14 protein-coding genes are annotated in these 17,159 nt (G+C 69.4%); 10 read left to right on the forward strand and 4 right to left on the reverse strand.

The window, feature by feature from the left end; all coding sequences use genetic code 11:
• Position 1 precedes the first annotated feature (1 nt).
• A complete protein-coding gene (locus AC1RRS_RS14405) occupies positions 2–532 on the reverse strand; it encodes a DUF2975 domain-containing protein (protein ID WP_110120426.1) in 531 nt (176 codons plus the stop codon).
• Between the two features lie 358 nt (positions 533–890).
• Between AC1RRS_RS14405 and rdgB the strand changes: the two genes are divergently transcribed.
• The 5 genes from rdgB to AC1RRS_RS14430 are packed head-to-tail and all read left to right on the forward strand — an operon-like array spanning position 891 to position 4,786.
• Complete coding sequence (rdgB, locus tag AC1RRS_RS14410) at positions 891–1,496, forward strand: RdgB/HAM1 family non-canonical purine NTP pyrophosphatase (protein ID WP_492855754.1); 606 nt, start codon at positions 891–893, stop codon at positions 1,494–1,496.
• On the forward strand, positions 1,489–2,643 hold the full coding sequence (gene hemW, locus AC1RRS_RS14415) for a radical SAM family heme chaperone HemW (RefSeq protein WP_492855755.1): 1,155 nt from the start codon (positions 1,489–1,491) through the stop codon (positions 2,641–2,643). Before rdgB ends, hemW begins: the two co-directional genes overlap by 8 nt.
• Before the next feature lie 57 nt (positions 2,644–2,700).
• Positions 2,701–3,573, forward strand: coding sequence for a 16S rRNA (cytidine(1402)-2'-O)-methyltransferase (rsmI, locus tag AC1RRS_RS14420; protein ID WP_492855756.1), 873 nt, complete (start codon positions 2,701–2,703; stop codon positions 3,571–3,573).
• Complete coding sequence (locus tag AC1RRS_RS14425) at positions 3,570–3,974, forward strand: YraN family protein (RefSeq protein WP_110133211.1); 405 nt, start codon at positions 3,570–3,572, stop codon at positions 3,972–3,974. Before rsmI ends, AC1RRS_RS14425 begins: the two co-directional genes overlap by 4 nt.
• On the forward strand, positions 3,971–4,786 hold the full coding sequence (locus tag AC1RRS_RS14430) for a SirB1 family protein (RefSeq protein ID WP_492855758.1): 816 nt from the start codon (positions 3,971–3,973) through the stop codon (positions 4,784–4,786). Before AC1RRS_RS14425 ends, AC1RRS_RS14430 begins: the two co-directional genes overlap by 4 nt.
• A gap of 116 nt (positions 4,787–4,902) precedes the next feature.
• Here the strand turns inward: AC1RRS_RS14430 and AC1RRS_RS14435 are convergent, their stop codons facing one another.
• Complete coding sequence (locus tag AC1RRS_RS14435; protein ID WP_492855760.1) at positions 4,903–5,271, reverse strand: hypothetical protein; 369 nt, start codon at positions 5,269–5,271, stop codon at positions 4,903–4,905.
• A 170-nt stretch (positions 5,272–5,441) separates the two neighbouring features.
• Between AC1RRS_RS14435 and gshB the strand changes: the two genes are divergently transcribed.
• From gshB to AC1RRS_RS14455, 4 genes are all read left to right on the forward strand, one after another.
• The gene (gene gshB, locus AC1RRS_RS14440) at positions 5,442–6,395 is read left to right on the forward strand and encodes a glutathione synthase (protein ID WP_492855761.1); all 954 of its coding nucleotides are present in this window, start codon (positions 5,442–5,444) and stop codon (positions 6,393–6,395) included.
• A 121-nt stretch (positions 6,396–6,516) separates the two neighbouring features.
• The gene (locus AC1RRS_RS14445) at positions 6,517–8,052 is read left to right on the forward strand and encodes a YifB family Mg chelatase-like AAA ATPase (RefSeq protein WP_492855762.1); all 1,536 of its coding nucleotides are present in this window, start codon (positions 6,517–6,519) and stop codon (positions 8,050–8,052) included.
• Between the two features lie 1,094 nt (positions 8,053–9,146).
• Entirely contained in the window at positions 9,147–10,700 is a 1,554-nt protein-coding gene (locus AC1RRS_RS14450) for a response regulator (RefSeq protein WP_492855763.1), read from the forward strand.
• Between the two features lie 34 nt (positions 10,701–10,734).
• Positions 10,735–12,450: an AmpG family muropeptide MFS transporter gene (locus AC1RRS_RS14455; protein ID WP_492855764.1), complete on the forward strand. Its 1,716-nt coding sequence runs from the start codon at positions 10,735–10,737 to the stop codon at positions 12,448–12,450.
• 7 nt (positions 12,451–12,457) lie between these two features.
• Here AC1RRS_RS14455 and AC1RRS_RS14460 read toward each other — a convergent pair whose 3' ends face one another.
• Complete coding sequence (locus tag AC1RRS_RS14460) at positions 12,458–14,200, reverse strand: flavin monoamine oxidase family protein (RefSeq protein ID WP_492855765.1); 1,743 nt, start codon at positions 14,198–14,200, stop codon at positions 12,458–12,460.
• A 169-nt stretch (positions 14,201–14,369) separates the two neighbouring features.
• Positions 14,370–16,271, reverse strand: a complete 1,902-nt coding sequence (locus AC1RRS_RS14465) for a peptide MFS transporter (protein WP_487292123.1) — start codon at positions 16,269–16,271, stop codon at positions 14,370–14,372.
• Positions 16,272–16,471: 200 nt separating this feature from the next.
• Here AC1RRS_RS14465 and AC1RRS_RS14470 point away from each other — a divergent pair, with 200 nt between their 5' ends.
• Positions 16,472–17,038 carry a DUF427 domain-containing protein gene (locus AC1RRS_RS14470; RefSeq protein WP_487292124.1) on the forward strand — a complete coding sequence of 189 codons (567 nt, stop codon included), beginning with the start codon at positions 16,472–16,474 and terminating at the stop codon, positions 17,036–17,038.
• Positions 17,039–17,159 lie beyond the last annotated feature (121 nt).

Raw genomic sequence — 17,159 nt, forward strand, 5'->3', positions numbered from 1 at the left:
CTCAGATGGTCAGTTCGGCTTCGCGACGAAGGCGCGCGCCCTCGCGGAACACCTCGGCCAGGACGAACACCACCAGCACCGAGAACCAGGCGTTGAGGGTGAAGGAGCCGTCGACGACCTTCTCGCCGTCGATCAGCACCCGGGTCAGGGCGGCGAACACATAGCGCCCGACCTCCAGGGCCGCCAGGATCCCGCCCACCACCCGCAGGCGGCGCACGTTCTCGGGGTGGAACGGGTCGCCCAGGGTCATGGTGGCGAAGATCTTGCGCAGCCGCTCGACGATGGCCATCCAGCCGCCCGACATCAGCGCCCAGCCGGCCAGGGCGGCGGCCGATCCCGGGCCGTTCTTGGCCAGGGGCTCGGCCAGCTCGCTGGGCAGGATCGAGGTCAGCAGGTCGGTGTTGAAGCTCAGCAGCAGCACCAGGATGGTCACCAGGGCCAGCAGGCTGACCCAGATCCACAGCACATAGTAGCTGACGTCGAGAATGATCTTCAGGAAGCTCGATACCGAGCCCGGCCCCAAGGCGCGCATGGGCTTTTGTCCCCACCTATGCTCTGGCGACTCGCTCTCAGGCGGTCGCCGGATTGAAGTCTAGAGCGAGTGGGCGAGGAACGTCACGGCCGAGATCGGCAGGCCCGCGATCAGCGCCAGGGTCGCCAGGCGGAAGGCCGAGGTTTCCAGCAGGCTGAACAGGCGGGGCAAGGTCATCAGGGCGGTTCCAGGCGGGGGGACGGAGAAGCCTTTCTCCGATGACGCCAGGATCGCCGATCGGCGGCCAGCGAACAATGTCGCTTATCGATAAACGATATTAAACTTTCGCAATGATCGGGCCTTGCGGCGAGGGTCCGCCGGGGGTCTAACGGGCCGTCTTTTGTCGAGGAGCCGCGCGATGACCCTGAAACTGATCAACGGCCAGAAGATCGTCGCCGCCACCCACAATCCGGGCAAGGCCAAGGAGCTGGCCGCCCTGCTCGACGGCCGTTTTACGGTGCTGGCCGCCGGCGCCCTGGGCCTGCCCGAGCCGGACGAGACCGAGACCACCTTCGTCGGCAACGCCCTGCTGAAAGCCCGCCACGCCGCCGATCTGTCGGGCGAAGTGTCGCTGGCCGACGACTCGGGCCTGTCGGTCGCCGCCCTGGACGGCGCGCCCGGCATCTATTCGGCCCGCTGGGCCGGCCCGACCAAGGACTTCGCCCTGGCCATGGACAAGGTGGCCGAGCGCATCGAGGAAACGGGTTCCGAAGATCTCGCCGCCTGGTTCACCTGCGCGCTGGCCGTGGCCTGGCCCAACGGCGGCCCGGCCGTGGTGGTGCAAGGCGAGGTGCACGGCACGCTGGTGTTCCCGCCGCGCGGCGACAAGGGCTTCGGCTACGACCCGATCTTCATCCCCACCGGCCACGACCTGACCTTCGGCGAGATGGAGCAGGCCGCCAAGGACGCCATGAGCCACCGCGCCGTGGCCTTCGAGAAGCTGAAGGCGGCGCTGTTTGAGTGAGGAACTCCTCCCTCCGCTAGGGCTCTACATCCACTGGCCCTACTGCGCCCGCATCTGCCCCTATTGCGACTTCAACGTCGTGCGCGACCGGGGGCGGACCGACGAGCAGGCGGCGCTGGCCGACGCCATCGTCGCCGACATGACCGCTCAGCGCGTCCTGACCGGCCCGCGCCGCCTGCTGTCGATCTTCTTCGGCGGCGGCACGCCCTCGCTGATGGACCCGGCCGCCGTCGCCCGCGTGATCGCGACCGCCAAGGCCCTGTGGAGCCCGGCCGACGACCTGGAGATCAGCCTCGAGGCCAATCCCACCGACGCCGAGGCCGGCCGCTTCGAGGCGCTGGCGCAGGCGGGCGTGGCGCGGCTGTCGCTGGGCGTCCAGGCGCTGGACGACGCCTCGCTGAAGATGCTCGGCCGCAACCACGACGCCGGCTCGGCCCGCCGCGCCATCGCCACGGCCGCGCGCCTCTTCCCGCGCCTGTCGGTCGATTTGATCTACGCCCGCCCTGGTCAGACCGACGCCGCCTGGCGCGAGGAACTCGCCGAAATGCTGGCCTACGGCCCCGAGCACGTCTCGCCCTACCAGCTGACCATCGAGGCCGGCACCGCCTTCGACCGCGCGGTGGGGCGCGGCAAGATCGTCCCGCCCGACGAGGACCTGGCCGCCCAGCTGTTCGAAACGACGCAGGAGGTGCTGGAGGCCGCCGGCTTCGACGCCTACGAGGTTTCCAACCACGCCCGGGGACCGGCTGCCCGCTCGCGCCACAACCTCGTCTACTGGCGCGGCGTCGACTATGTAGGCGTCGGCCCCGGCGCCCATGGCCGCCTCACCCAGCCCTCGGGCAAGCTCGCCACCACCGCCCAGGCCCGCATCACCGACTACATCGCCGCCGTCGCCCGCGACGGGACTGGCTTCGAGCGCGAGGACCTTTCCGCCGTCGAGGCCGCCGAGGAGCGCCTGCTGCTGGGGCTGCGCATCGACGACGGCGTGGCCTTCGCCGAGATGGCCGCCCTCGACTTGCGCGCGGACACGCCCAAGGTGAAATCGCTGGTCGAGTCCGGGCTTCTGGTCGATGACCCGATGCGTCTGCGCGCCACGCGTCAGGGCAGGCTCGTGCTCGACCGGCTTACGGGCATGCTGGCGACCTGATAACTGTTCGCGACACCTTCTCCGGGGCAGCGCCCCACACAAGGATAGTTCCGCGTCTTGAGCCGTCTGCTTCCCCCGCCCGTCCTGTCCGACGCCCCCCTCGCGCCTGGCCTCTATCTCGTGGCCACGCCGATCGGGAACCTGCGCGACATCACCCTGCGGGCGCTCGACGTGCTGGCCGCCTGCGACCTGCTGCTGGCCGAGGACACCCGCGTCACCGGCAAGCTGCTGTCGGCCTATTCCATCAAGACCAAGCTGGAGCGCCACGACGAGCACGTGGCCGAGCGCGCCATCCCCGCCATCCTGGAGCGGCTGGAGGCCGGCGAGCGCGTGGCCCTGGTGTCGGACGCCGGCACGCCGATGGTCTCCGACCCCGGCTACCGCCTGGCCCGCGAGGCGATCGCGGCCGGCCATCCGGTGTTCCCGATCCCCGGCGCTTCCGCCGCCCTGGCGGCGCTCACCCTGGCCGGCCTGCCGACCGACCGCTTCCTGTTCGCCGGCTTCCCGCCGCCCAAGAGCGGCGCGCGCAAGACCTTCCTCGAGGAATTCGCCAACGTCCGCGCCACCCTGATCTTCTTCGAAGGCGCCTCGCGGGTGGACGACACGCTGGCCGACATGGCCGCCGTGTTCGGCGCCGATCGTCCGGGCGCGGTGTGCCGTGAACTGACCAAGCTCTACGAGACCTGCGTGCGCGGCCCGCTGGGCGAACTGGCCGTCGATCCCCGCTTCGAGGCTCCCAAGGGCGAGATCGTCATTCTGGTGGGTCCCGGCGAGGAGAAGGCCGCCAGCGCCGACGACGCCGAGGCCGCCCTGCGCGAGGCCATGAGCCGCCTGCCGCTGGGCGAGGCCGCCTCCGAAGTGGCCAAGGCCCTGGGCCTGTCGCGCAAGGACCTCTACCGCCAGGCCCTGGCCCTGAAGGAGGCTGGATGACGGCCGGTCCCTTCCGCGACATCCGCAGCGCACGCGGCGCGGCCGCCCGCCGCTCCGGCCGCCGGGCCGAAGCGATCGCCGCCGCCTGGCTGATGCTGAAGGGCTACCGCATTCTCGGCTTCCGCCTGGCCACCCGCGCGGGCGAGATCGACATCCTCGCGCAACGCGGACGCGTCTTGATCGTTGTCGAGGTCAAGAGCCGGACGAGCCTGGAGGCGGCGCTGGAGGCGGTGAGCTTCGAACAACGGATGCGCCTGCGTCGCGCGGGCGCGCTGGCCGCGGCCTCGCGCGCCGGGCTGAAGGGCATGGCCGTGCGCCTGGACCTGCTGGCGATGTCGCCGGGCCGCCCGCCCCGCCACGTCCCCGACGCCTGGCCCGATGACGGGAGGGGCTGGGCATGACCCGTGACGAGGCCGAGGAAATCCTCACCCGCGCCGGCGAGCACGACGACGACGGCTTCCCGCTGTTCGAGGCGGCCACGGCCTGCGCGGTGCACGACGATCCCGATCGCGACGAGCAGCCCGCCCTAGACCTGGCCCGCTCGGCCGTCGAGCGCCTGAAGAGCCGCCTGCGGAGCGAGTCGCCCGAAGAGGCCATCGCCGAGACCATGGCCGGCGACCTGCGCCTGACCGGCGACCTCCTGACCTACGACCACCCCGACAACGCCGACGTCATCGCCATCGCCGAGCGCCGCAAGGGCCTGCCCGTGGCCCTGGGCGTGTTCTACATCCACGCCGCCCGCGAGGCGGGGCTGGAGGTGTTCGGCGTCGACTTCCCCGGCCACTTCCTGCTGCGCATCGAGACCGACGAGGGGCCGCTGGCGCTGGATCCGTTCAGCGAGGGCCGGGTGGTGCTGCCGTCGGAGCTGTCGCGCCGGGCCCTGCGCACCGGCCTGATGCCCGACGTCGCGGCAAGGCTCGACCAGCTGATGGCCCCGATCTCCGACCGCGCCGTGCTGATCCGCCTGCAGAACAACATCTTCGCCCGCGCCCAGCAGGCCCGCGACTGGGCCCGCGCCGAGCGCTCGGCCCTGCGCCGCGCCCTGCTCGACCCCACCGACCACCACCCCTGGCTCGACGTCGCCGCCGCCCGCGAAGGCCAGGGCGCCCTGGCCGGGGCGCTGCAGGCGCTGTCGCGCGCGCAGACCCTGGACGGCGGGGCGACGATCGCCGCCCGAGCCGCACGCGAACGCGTGCGGCTCAGACTTAACTGAGGGAGGGCGGCGCGCGAACGCGTGCGGCTCAGACTTAACTAGAGAGGGCAGCGCGGGAGCGCGGTTAGGCTGAAACTAGTGGCTGGGAAGCAGGTGCGTCTGAACGCGCCAGTCCGTCAGCCGGACAGCACCTCGACATCCTTGTTTAGGACCCATCCCGACGCGCAGGCCTCGGCGACAAGATGCTCCAGCCCGGCGGCCTCGACTGGGCAAGGCTTCCGCGACGTCGAGAAATGCACCTTGGTATGCGTGCGGGTCTCATCGCACGTATAGACGACCGCGCCGGGGTCGAGCCGCGCAATGATCGGCGCCCCCTTCCGAAGCGTGGCCCGGACCACGACGACATGCGTCGCCTGGATCCGAGCATAGTTGCATTTCCAGGATGCTCCGCCAGCCTGCGGGTCTTCCGACGCCGGCCTCACCGGCTCGGCCTGAGCCGCACCGACAACCAAAAGCGCCAAAACAATACAGGCGGGAAGACGCACGACTCACCTTCTCGACGCTCGGATGCCGAACTCTGGAGCGGCCACGAACAGGGCGCAAGCGCTCACATTCGCCGCCCTGAAGCCAGCTCTCTCTCGCATTCCGGCGCCTGTCGCCCTAACTAGACAGTCGCCGCGCGGGACCGCCCCGCCCAAGCTGATCCGGAGTCGTCATGTCGCTGAGAGTCGCCGTCCAGATGGATCCCGTCCTGGGGATCAACATCGACACCGACACCACCTTCCTGATGATGATGGAGGCCAAGATCCGCGGCCATAAGCTGTGGTTCTACACGCCCGACAAGCTTTCCCTGGAGGACGGCCGGGTGTTCGCCCGCGCCCAGCCGTTGGAGGTGTTCGCCGATAAGGGCGCCCACGCCAAGCTCGGCGAGACCGTAGTGCTCGACATGAAGGACGACGTCGACGTGGTGCTGATGCGCCAGGATCCGCCGTTCGACATGGCCTACATCACCGCGACCTATTTCCTCGAGAAGGTCCACCCCCACACCCTGGTGGTGAACAACCCGGCCGAGGTGCGCAACGCGCCCGAAAAGCTGTTCGTCACCGACTTCCCCGGCGTGCAGCCGCCGACCCTGATCACCTCCGACCACGAGGCGATCTACGACTTCCGCGCCCGTCACGGCGACATCGTCCTGAAGCCCCTCTACGGCGGCGGCGGCTCGGGCGTGGCCCGTCTGCTGGCGGACGATCCCAATCTCGACGCCCTGCTCGAACTGCACGCCATGATCAGCCGCGAGCAGGTCATCGCCCAGAAGTTCGTTCCCGCCGTCAGCAAGGGCGACAAGCGCGTGCTGCTGGTCGACGGCGAGCCGGTCGGCGCCATCAACCGCGTGCCGGCCGCCGGCCAGGTGCGCTCTAACCTGCGCGTCGGCGGCCGCGCCGAGGCCGTCGAGCTGACCGCCCGCGACAAGGAACTGTGCGCCATCATCGGCCCGGAACTGAAGAAGCGCGGCCTGCTGTTCGTCGGCATCGACGTGATCGGCGACTACCTGACCGAGATCAACGTCACCTCGCCCACCGGCGCGCAGCAGTTGAAGCGGTTCAGCGGAATCGACGCCGCCGCGATCCTCTGGGATCGGATCGAAGCCATCCGATCAACCTCTGCTTGAACAAGTAGCGCTAGTATACTGAATCGTCACACTTTCTCAAAACGTTCGATTTTTGTTCTTGCTCCGAACCGGTCCCCATGCTGGACTTGTGGATAACTAGGACAAAAACCGGGGGATCGGGATGGCGGCCAAGGTCGTCACGGTGGCGTTCGAGGGCGTCGAGGCGCGTCGCGTCGACGTCGAGGTGCAGCTGACCGGCGGTCAGGTCGCCTTCGCCGTCGTCGGCCTGGCCGACAAGGCCGTGGCCGAAAGCCGCGAGCGCGTGCGGGGCGCCTTCGCCGGTCTCGGGCTGTCGATGCCGGGCAAGCGCATCGTCGCCAACCTGGCCCCCGCCGACCTGCCCAAGGAGGGCACGCACTACGACCTGCCGATCGCTCTGGCGGTGCTGGCGGTGATGGGCGTGGTCCCGGCCGACGCGCTGGACGGCTGGGCGGCGATGGGCGAGCTGTCGCTCGACGGCCGCATCGTCGCCTGCGCCGGCGCCCTGCCCGCGGCCATGGCGGCCGGAGCCATGGACCTGGGCCTCATCTGCCCCGAGGCCTGCGGGCCGGAAGCCGCCTGGGCCGGCGGCACGCGGATCCTGGCGCCGCGCTCGCTGGTGGCGCTGATCAACCACTTCCGGGGCAGCCAGATCCTTTCCGCCCCCGCGCCCGGCCCGGTGGTCGAGGGCGAGCGCGCGAAAGACCTGCGCGACGTCAAAGGCCAGGAACAGGGCAAGCGGGCGCTCGAAATCGCCGCGGCCGGCGGCCACAATCTGCTGTTCGTCGGCCCGCCGGGCTCGGGCAAGTCGATGCTGGCCCAGCGCCTGCCCGGCCTCCTGCCGCCGCTGACCTCGGGCGAGCTGCTGGAGACCTCGATGGTCCATTCGGTGGCCGGGCTGATCGCCAAGGGAACCCTGACCCGCGCCCGCCCCTTCCGCAGCCCCCACCACAGCGCCAGCATGGCCGCCCTCACCGGCGGCGGGCTGAAGGCCAAGCCGGGCGAGGTCTCGCTGGCCCATAACGGCGTGCTGTTCCTCGATGAACTGCCCGAGTTCGGCGTCCAGGCCTTGGACAGCCTGCGCGCGCCGCTGGAGACCGGCGAGGTGATGGTCGCCCGCGCCAACGCCCACATCCGCTATCCGGCCAGGGTGCAACTGGTCGCCGCCATGAACCCCTGCCGCTGCGGCCACGGCGGGGCCGGACGCGGCGCCTGCGGCAAGGCCCCGCGCTGCCAGCGCGACTACCAGGGCCGGGTGTCGGGACCGCTGATGGACCGCATCGACCTGGCCGTCGACATGCCCGCCGTCACCGCCGCCGACCTGGCCCTGCCCGCCTCCAGCGAAGGCTCGGCCGAGGTCGCCGCCCGGGTGGCCGCCGCTCGCCGGCTGCAAGCCGAACGGGCCGAAGACGTCATGCCAGGCACGCCGGAGGTCTTGAACGGCCGCGCCGAGGGCGAACTGCTGGAGCGCATCTGCGCCCTCGACGAGCCCGGCCGCACCCTGCTGACCCGCGCCGCCGAAGCCGGCCGCCTCTCCGCCCGCGGCTGGACCCGCACCCTGCGCCTGGCCCGCACCATCGCCGACCTGGAAGGCGCGGCGTCGGTCAAGCGCGTCCACATCGCCGAGGCCCTGGCGCATCGCAGGACGGCGACGGTGGGTGAAATGGAAACCCTCTGATCCCCATCCCCCCACGAAGTGGTGGCGGGGCCGAGACTGGGCGCCGCGCCAGATCCTCCCCCTCTGGGGGAGGTGGCCCGAAGGGCCGGAGGGGGCCGTTTTCAGCTTCCGCAGCGCCGACCTTTTCCCCCGTAAAATCCCCGCGAAAGCGGAACACCTGATCCCTCTCCCCTTGCGGGAGAGGGTGGCCTCCCGGAGGGAGGTCGGGTGAGGGGTCTCTCAAAACTGAAAGCTGCGTGCGGCGGTCAGGCTGGGCGGGGCGTCTCAAGTCTGAGAGACCCCTCATCCGTCGGCCTTCGGCCGCCACCTTCTCCCGCAAGGGGAGAAGGATCGGGGAATACGCACGCTGCTCACACGGCGAGCGCGAAAAAGAGTTGAACGAACTCAACGCTCTACAACTTTATAATCCCAACTTATCCTCCCCTGCTCGAGCCGCCCCATAATCAAACCCATCCCAGCCATGGGGAGGGCTCTTGGTACCGGCCCGAGTTAGCGGCTGTGGATCGCATCGAGCGGGGCCGCTTGGGGCGTCATGGGAAGGGCGGGTTTGCAGGATCGCTCAGAAGGCGTGATTGGGCCGCCAGCCGTTCGGTGACGAGACTTGCGGGTCGACAGGGTCGGGATCGTTTCAAACCGGCCTAACAGGATCAGCCGAGGCGCCGCCGGATCACCGCGGGGCTATTGATCCTGCCCGTCCGAGGGACAACCGGGTCCAGGGTTGAAAAAGCACCCGCGCCCCCGGTCCTTCGAGCCTACGGTGCGGCGGAGCGGTCGGACGAAGCCGAAACGCTAAACAACATCACGGTCTCCGGGCTCCGCCCGGCCGCTCCGCGCCTCCCCATCAACTTTCGTGAGTTTTCACGGGAGGCCGTACCGCCATGTCCCTCTCCCCTTGCGGGAGAGGGTGGCCCTGCGGAGCAGGGTCGGGTGAGGGGTCTCTCAAAACTGAAAGCTACGTGCAGCGATCAGGCCGGGTGGAGGCGTCCGATATCTGAGAAACCCCTCATCCGACCTGCTTCGCAGGCCACCTTCTCCCGCAAGGGGAGAAGGGCCGCGAACCTGACCTTAACCCGCGCCCCCTACACTCACGCGCCATGACCAAGACCCGCGACGCCGTCACCGCCGAACAGCTGGCCACCTTGAGCCACGAGTTCCGCACGCCCCTGAACGGGGTGCTGGGCATGGCGCGTCTGCTGGAAAACACCAAGCTCACGGCCGAGCAGCGCTCCTACGTTTCCGCCCTGCGCGAGAGCGGCGACCACCTGCTTTCGCTGGTCAACGACGTGCTCGACTTCGCGCGCCTGGGGGCCACGGCGCTGGAGCTGCATCTGGCCCCCGTGCACATCGAGGACCTGCTGCGCCAGGTCGCCGAGCTGATGAGCCCCCGCGCCCACGAGAAGAAGATCGAGATCGGCTGGGCGGTCGAGCGCGGCCTGCCGCCGCTGCTGGCCGACGAGGGCCGCCTGCGCCAGGTGCTGCTGAACTTCGCCGGCAACGCCGTGAAGTTCACCGAAAAGGGCGGCGTGCTGATCACCGCCCGCGACGTCGGCGAGGGCCGCGTCCGCTTCTCGGTGGCCGACACCGGGCCGGGCGTCGCGCCCGAGCAGCGCGAAAGCATCTTCGAGGCTTTCGTCCAGACCGATCCCTCGCACCAGGCCCAGCTGGGCGGCGCGGGCCTGGGCCTGGCCATCGTCGCCCGCCTGGCGGCGGCCATGGACGGCGCGGCCGGCGTCGGCGAAGCCTCCATCAAGGAAGGGGGCGGAGGCGGCGCCGACTTCTGGTTCGAGGCTCCGTTCGCCCGTCACGAAGAAGCCCCCCCCGCCCCGCCGCTGGAAGGCCGGTTCGTCGCCGTGGTCTCGCCCAACCCGGTGGTCCGCGAGGCCGTCGGCGCCCAGGCCATCGCGTCGGGCGCCTGGGTCAGGAACCTGGCCGGCCTCGACAAGATCGCGACCCTGCCCGCCGCCACCGTGCTGCTGGTCGACGCCGCCCTGGCCGCGCCGGATCGTCCGCTGGCCGCCCCCGCCGGCCGCGCCGCCGTGGCCCTGCTGACCCCCGACCAGCGCGACCTGATCCCCAGCCTGTCGAAGGCCGGCTTCAGCGGCTATCTGATCAAGCCCCTGCGCCGCGCCTCGCTGGTCACGCAGGTGCTGGCCGCCAAGCCGATCGACGCGGCCCTTGAGGCCATCGTCACTCCGGCCGAGGCCCAGGACGACCGCATCGCCCCGGCCGCCGCCCCCGGCGCCCGCGTGCTGCTGGCCGAGGACAATCCGATCAACGCCCTGCTGGCCCGCACCCTGCTGGAGCGCGAGGGCTGCACGGTCGACCGCATCGCCAGCGGCGACGAGGCCGTGGCCGCCCTGTCGCGCGGGACCTACGATCTGGTGTTCATGGACCTGCGCATGCCCGGTCTGAACGGCCTGGAGGCCACCCGCGCCGTCCGCGACAAGGGCGTCGAGACCCCGATCCTGGCCCTGACCGCCGACGCCTTCGACGAGGACCGTCGCCAGTGCCTGCTGGCCGGCATGGACGACTTTCTCGTCAAGCCCCTGACCCCCGCCGCCCTGCGCGAGGCGCTGTCGCGCTGGACCGGCCCGGACCGCCCGCGCCGCTGGACGAACGTCGCGACGCGCGCCAAGGTCGCCCGCTGACGGCGGTTTTCCCGTCGCCTCGGGGGAAGACCGCATGAGCCAGGACAGCACGCCGACCGCGGCGCCGCCCAAGAAGAGCCTGCTCGGCGCCCTGTCCGTGTTCGGCGAGCGGCGGGCCCTGGCCCTGCTCGGCCTCGGCTTCGCCTCGGGCCTGCCCTACATGCTGATCTTCGACACCCTGTCGCTGTGGCTGCGGGACGCTGGCCTGTCGCTGTCGGTGATCGGCTTCTTCAGCCTGGCCACCCTGTCGTTCTCGCTGAAGTTCCTGTGGGCCCCGCTGATCGACCGGACCAAGATCCCGGTCCTGCACGGCCTGCTGGGCCACCGCCGCGCCTGGATGCTGGTCTGCCAGGCCGGGATCATGCTGGGACTGTGGGCCATCTCGACCCTGAACCCGGCGACCAATCTGGGCCTGCTGGCCGCCCTGGCCGTGCTGACCGGCTTCCTGACCGCCAGCCAGGACATCGTCATCGACGCCTGGCGCATCGAGGTCGCCGACGCCGAGCGCCAGGGCCCGATGGCCGTGGCCGTGCAGTGGGGCTATCGCGGCGCCATGGTCATGGCCGGCGCCGTGCCGCTGCTCCTGGCCGAGCGCTTCGGCTGGAACTTCTCCTACGCCCTGATGGCCCTGGCCGTGCTGATCGGCGTTGGCGCCACCCTGTGGGCCCCGCGCGAGGCCGCCCACACCATCCGTCCGATCCACACCGACGACGTCGCCCAGCCCCAGGCCCTGGTCGTGGTCGAATGGCTGCTGCGCCTGGCGATCATCGCCCTGGGCGCCCTGATCCTGGGCTCGGGCCTGGCCGGCGACGCCGGCCTGCTGTCGAAGCTGGTCGGGGGCGAGGCCCTGGCCGACGCCTGGACCGCCAAGCCCAACGGCGTCTGGCTGCAGCTGTTCGGCGCCCTGGTCGGCCTGGGCGTCATCGTGATCGCCGCCTGGCCGATCCCGGGCCTGCGCACCAAGCCTGGCGTCTACATGTCCAAGGCCTTCGGCGAGCCGCTGAAGGAGTTCACGACCCGCTTCTCGGGCGTGGCCGGCCTGATCCTGGCCGCGATCTGCGTCTACCGGGTCTCGGACTTCGTGCTCAACATCATGAACCCGTTCTACCGCGACCTCGGCTTCTCGCTCACCGAGATCGCCGAGATCCGCAAGGTGTTCGGCATCATCGCCTCGATGATCGGCGTGTTCCTGGGCGGCGTCATCGTCGCCCGCTTCGGCCTGATGAAGGCCCTGATCATCGGGGCCTTCGCCCAGCCGATCAGCAACCTGGGCTTCGCCGTCCTGGCCGTCAGCGGCCACAGCGTGCCGATGCTGTTCACCAGCATCTGCCTGGACAACATCTGCGGCGGCATCGCCGGCACGGCGCTGATCGCCTACATGTCGAGCCTCACCAGCGCCGGCTTCACGGCCACGCAGTACGCCCTGTTCTCGTCGCTCTACGCCCTGCCGGGCAAGCTGGTGGCCTCGCAGTCGGGCCGCATCGTCGAGGCCTCGGCGGTCGCGGCCGAACACGGCGGGCCGCTGGGCGCGCTGAAGGCCCTGTTCGCCCGCGTGCCGCCCGAGACCTTCGCCGCCGCCGGCGCCAAGCTGAACGTCAGCGGCGCGGCCATGGGCGCGGGCTATGTGGCCTTCTTCGTCTACACCGCCCTGATCGGCGTGGTGGCCATCGCCCTGTCGTTCCTGGTTGCGGCCCGCCAGCCCAAGGTCCAGGCGCTGAAGGACGCGGCGGCGGCGCAGGCCGCCGCCTAGCTTCCCCCTAGCAGGCGCAGATCAGCGGGTAGTTGGTCGTGTCGGCGATGGTGGTCATGCCATAGTACTGCACCAGCACCGACTCCGCCGTGCAGAACGCGCCCTCGACCCAGGCCTGGTCGTTGGAATAGGCCTCGCCGATGATGAACAGGTTGGCCGCCGTGGCGCCGGGTACGAGACCCGTGGGCTGGCGGATCTTCTGCATCACGTCGCAGATGTCGTAGTGGGCGGCCCAGGCGTGATAGCCGGCCCCGAACGGATTGAGCGAGAAGTCGTCGAAGATCGACTCCACCGGCCAGGGGATCTGGTGGGCGGCGTTCGGATCGCCCCAGTGCACCTTGGCCAGTTCCAGCAGCACCATGCGGATCATGGTGTCGGTCGCCTTCCGGGGGCCGAACAGCACCTGGTAGTCCTGGTCAATCGGCACCTTGCGGCGCTCGCCCACCCCGATCTCCAACTCCTGCCAGAACTGCACGTACTGCATGTCGTCATACGAGGCGAGCACGCCGTACATGGGCTTGTCGGTCCCCTGGCTGTTGTTCCCGAAATAGTAGACCTGGCGCAGCGGCAGGTCGGTGATGGTGGGGCCGAAGACGTTGTCCTTGCCCGACAGGTCCGGCGGATAGGGCACGTCGGCGTCGGTCCACCACGGACGGTCGAAGAACAGCATCACCCGCATCGACGGCTGGCGGATCACCCCGTCCATGTAGAGCTGCACGCCCTCGGCGTTGAGGATGTCCAGCGTGCCGGCTGGCATGTCGGCGTAGCGCGTGGCCTCGGCCACGAGATCCAACGAGGCCGGCGGCATGGCCAGGAAGGCGTTTTGCGTGGTCTGGACCTCGCCGCCCTTGAACGGGTTCTCGGCGCTGGCCAGGCGGTAGTTGACCACGTCGTCCTCCAGCCACACCGAGTGCAGGCGCGTGCGCTGGGTCAGAACGAGGTCCACCCCCGCCTCCCGCGCCGCCGCCAGGGCCTGCTGGTAGAGCTGGACGAAAACCTGGGAATAGCCGCCGTTGACGGTCTTGAACGCCCCGCCGGGCGCGAATTCGCCGTTGTAGACGGCGGCGTTGGCGGCGTTCCAGTTGATGACGTTGGAGGTGTAGCCGCCGGCGTCGGCGGCGTACTCGTAACCCTCGTTGCCGGCCTGGTCGTAGAAGACGTTCCAGTAGCCGATGTTGCCGGCGATCGCGCCCGGCGGATAGACGAACGAGTTGAAGGTGTCCGGCAACCGGCCCGAGCCGTAGAAGGCGCACTGCTGGGTCCGGGTCGAGACCGGCGCGGTCCCGGTGATCAGAGCCGAGATGTTCGAGAACAGGGTGGCGGCCGGCTGCTCGTTGTTGCCCGGCGTGTTGTAGGGCGCGGGGTGGGTCGCCAGGTCGTTCTGGTAGATGTGCTCCTCGCGCAGGAACAGCAGCGGGTTGTCGGTGGTGTTGAAGTCGATGACCTTGTCCGACAGGCCCAGCGCCTGGATGGTCAGGGTGACCAGCTGGTGACCCTGGGTTCCGTCCCACTCGATGAAGCGCATGCCGCCCGCCTCGATGTAGGACTGCTTGGGATCGTCGAAGCAGAAGTGGGTGACGATGCGCCCGGCCGGCAGGCGCGTGCCCGAGCCCGGTCCGTCGAAGGCGTAGTCGCCCCACTCGTAGAGCTGGATCACATCACCCGCGACGGCCTTGCCGCCCGTGACCAGCCGCCAGGCCGTGTAGAGCCCGGCCGGCCCCGCGCCGAAGATCGTATAGGTCGTCGCCATCGCCGCCTCCCCGCCGGTCGCCACGCGCGACCGAAAATTGCATTCGAGCGATTACGCGCGGCGCGGTCCGGGACGGCTGTGCGAAACCAGACAACCGCCCAAGAAAACGGGGCAAAGAAAAAGGCCCCGGATCGCTCCGGGGCCTTCGTCGTCAGGGCTGACGCCCGCCTCAGTCGGCGACCGTCGCGGTGTCGACCGGGGCTGCGTGATGCTCGTCCGAGCCGTGCGACCACTTCTTGAGGAAGGGCGACAGCAGCAGGAAGATCACGCCGATGCCGGCGGCGATCAGGCCGATGACGTTGAACACCTGCAGCGAGGTGCGCAGCGCCGCCTCGGGGTCCAGCACCTGGCCGCCGACGGTTTCCACCGTCGTCAGGCCGGCGATGAAGCCGCCGACGTACTGGGCGATGGCCACGGCCATGAACCACACGGCCATGACGAACGACACCATCGAGGCCGGCGACAGCTTGGTCATCTGCGACAGGCCGACCGGCGACATGCACAGCTCGCCGGTGGTGTGCAGCATGTACATCAGCACCAGGAAGAACAGCGGCATGCGGAAGGCGCCGTCGGCGAAGGTCGAACCCCACTGCAGCACCAGGAAGCCCAAACCGACTTGAAGCAGCGCCAGGCCGAACTTGACGACCGGGTTGGGATCCTTGCCGCGACGGCCCAGGAACGTCCACAGGGCCGCGAACACCGGGGCGAAGATCAGGATCCAGCCGGCGTTCAGGGCCTGGGTCTGGGCGGCGTTGAAGCTGGAGTCGATCCAGAAGGTCGAGGCCGGGTCGAGGCCCGCCGCCTTCAGCTGACCCGGAGTGGCGATGGTCACCGCGCTTCCGAACAGGTGGATCGGCGCCGACGTCAGGTTCAGGTTGACGTTGGTGGCTGCGAACAGGTTCAGCGACGAGCCGGCCTGCTCGAACAGGGTCCAGAACACCACCGCGCCGAAGATCAGGAACATGGCCAGGCCCAGGCGCTCGCGCTCGACCTTCTCGACCTTGGTGAACATGAACCACAGGATGTAGCCGATCGAGCCGATCATCCCCAGGGTCAGGGTCACGCCGACGATGGCGCTGCGCTGGACCAGGAAGAACACCACGCCCACCGCCAGCAGTGACACCAGGTAGATCAGGTGCTCGCGGCTCAGCGGGCCGGCGACGTTCTGCTTCAGCGCCTTGGCGTCGGGCGCCTCGCCCTTGCCCATCAGCAGCGGCTTGCCCAGCACGAAGACGACGAAGCCGGCCAGCATGCCGATCCCGGCCAGGCCGAAGCCGGCCCACCAGCCGACCTTGACGCCCAGATAGCCGCACAGCAGCGAGGCCCAGAACGAACCCAGGTTGATGCCGTAGTAGTAGAGGGTGAAGCCCGGATCCCGGCGCGGGTCGCCCTGCGGGTAGAGCTGGCCGACGATGGTCGAGATGTTGGGCTTCAGGAAGCCGACGCCGACGATGATCAGCGACAGGGCCAGCCAGAAGATGTTGAGATAGGTCGGGTCACGGCCCTCGACGCCCAGCTTGTACTGGCCCTTGGGCAGCACGGCCGGCAGCGGCGCGTCGGCCGCCAGGTTCTTGATCTCGAAGTCGCCGGCCTTGTTGGCCGAGATGTCGTAGGGCTTGCCCGCCACGATCAGGCGCGCCACGCGGTCGTCGCCGCGGCCTTCGGCCTGGAATTCGTAGGTCTGGCCCGCATAGGCCAGGGTCTGGGTCGCCGGCTTGCCCTCGACCGCCATGGTCAGGTGGCCGGCCACCAGCAGCAGGGCGCCGAAGGCGACGGCCTTGCGGGTGCCCAGCCACTTGTCGGCCAGGAAGCCGCCGATCAGCGGCAGCAGGTAGACGAGCGAGGTGTAGGAGCCATAGTGGGCGTTGGCCACCTTCGGTTCGAACAGGAAATGTTGCGTCAAATAGAAGATCAGGATCGCCCGCATGCCGTAGTAGGAGAAGCGCTCCCACATCTCGGCGAAGAACAGGATGATCAGCCCCTTGGGGTGCTCTTTGATAAGCTGCAGGAATACCGGCAGACCCGTCAATAACGTGACGAGCACGCCAATAACAATGACAATGCTATTCATTCTCGACCTTGACTGTATTCAAGTCAGATAGGGCGACACCAACGGTCGTTTCGCCCTCCCCTCCCCAGTTCGCGGGGAGAAGATCACGCGGCTTTCCGTTTCACAAGCAAAGGCTTGCCGGAAGGGAGCGCTTGCCCCACCCCGCGCGTTTCAGTGGCGACAGGTTCCGCAACGACACCCGCAACGACTGGGGAACGCGCATGCAATCGTCAAATCCCGACCACCCGATCACCTGCGCCCGCGAGAGCGGCCGCGTGCGGGTGCTGTTCGAAGGCCACGAGATCGCCGACAGCGACGACGTCCTGGTGCTCCGCGAGGCCGACTATCCGCCGGTCCGCTACTTCCCGCGCGGCGACGTGGCCATGGCCTTCCTGCGCAAGTCCGACAAGACCACCCGCTGCCCCTACAAGGGCCAGGCGACCTACTACACGATCTATCGCGACCGGCAGATCATCGAGGACGCCGTCTGGTCCTACGAGTCGCCCTTGCAGGGCATGGACCGGCTGGCCGGGCGGCTGGCCTTCTATCCGCAGCATGTCGACTTCCAGAACGACGCGCTCAGCCCGGCCGAGTCCGCCGCGATCCCCGGCGCGGCCCCGCGCAGCGCCCACGACATCGACGAGATCGTCCGCCACACCGACAGCGGCTCGGGCAGCAGCCAGGCCGAGCACTGGGAGGCCAATGTCTCGATGCCCGACGACGAGGCCTGGGAGGGCGACGAGGACCAGGTGATCGGCCGTCCGTACCACGGAACGGGCTCGATCTAGGGGTTAGGTCGGCCCGTCGACACAAGTCGCTGTATGAAAACACACATTTTTGTCACTCCACGGCGCCGTTCGCCCTTGCCAAGCGTTGCAACCCAGGAGATCGTCTCAAATGAAACCGTCC

Source organism: Caulobacter sp. GW821-FHT12A07 (genome assembly GCF_058807655.1).

Bases quoted from the DNA above. Each gene is read 5' to 3' on its own strand.
- AC1RRS_RS14445 (WP_492855762.1), top strand. From the start codon at position 6,517: ATGGCGGCCAAGGTCGTCACGGTGGCGTTCGAGGGCGTCGAGGCGCGT.
- AC1RRS_RS14430 (WP_492855758.1), top strand. From the start codon at position 3,971: ATGACCCGTGACGAGGCCGAGGAAATCCTCACCCGCGCCGGCGAGCAC.
- AC1RRS_RS14465 (WP_487292123.1), bottom strand. From the start codon at position 16,271: ATGAATAGCATTGTCATTGTTATTGGCGTGCTCGTCACGTTATTGACG.
- AC1RRS_RS14425 (WP_110133211.1), top strand. From the start codon at position 3,570: ATGACGGCCGGTCCCTTCCGCGACATCCGCAGCGCACGCGGCGCGGCC.
- AC1RRS_RS14450 (WP_492855763.1), top strand. From the start codon at position 9,147: ATGACCAAGACCCGCGACGCCGTCACCGCCGAACAGCTGGCCACCTTG.
- AC1RRS_RS14470 (WP_487292124.1), top strand. From the start codon at position 16,472: ATGCAATCGTCAAATCCCGACCACCCGATCACCTGCGCCCGCGAGAGC.
- AC1RRS_RS14405 (WP_110120426.1), bottom strand. From the start codon at position 532: ATGCGCGCCTTGGGGCCGGGCTCGGTATCGAGCTTCCTGAAGATCATT.
- AC1RRS_RS14460 (WP_492855765.1), bottom strand. From the start codon at position 14,200: ATGGCGACGACCTATACGATCTTCGGCGCGGGGCCGGCCGGGCTCTAC.
- gshB (WP_492855761.1), top strand. From the start codon at position 5,442: ATGTCGCTGAGAGTCGCCGTCCAGATGGATCCCGTCCTGGGGATCAAC.
- AC1RRS_RS14455 (WP_492855764.1), top strand. From the start codon at position 10,735: ATGAGCCAGGACAGCACGCCGACCGCGGCGCCGCCCAAGAAGAGCCTG.
- rdgB (WP_492855754.1), top strand. From the start codon at position 891: ATGACCCTGAAACTGATCAACGGCCAGAAGATCGTCGCCGCCACCCAC.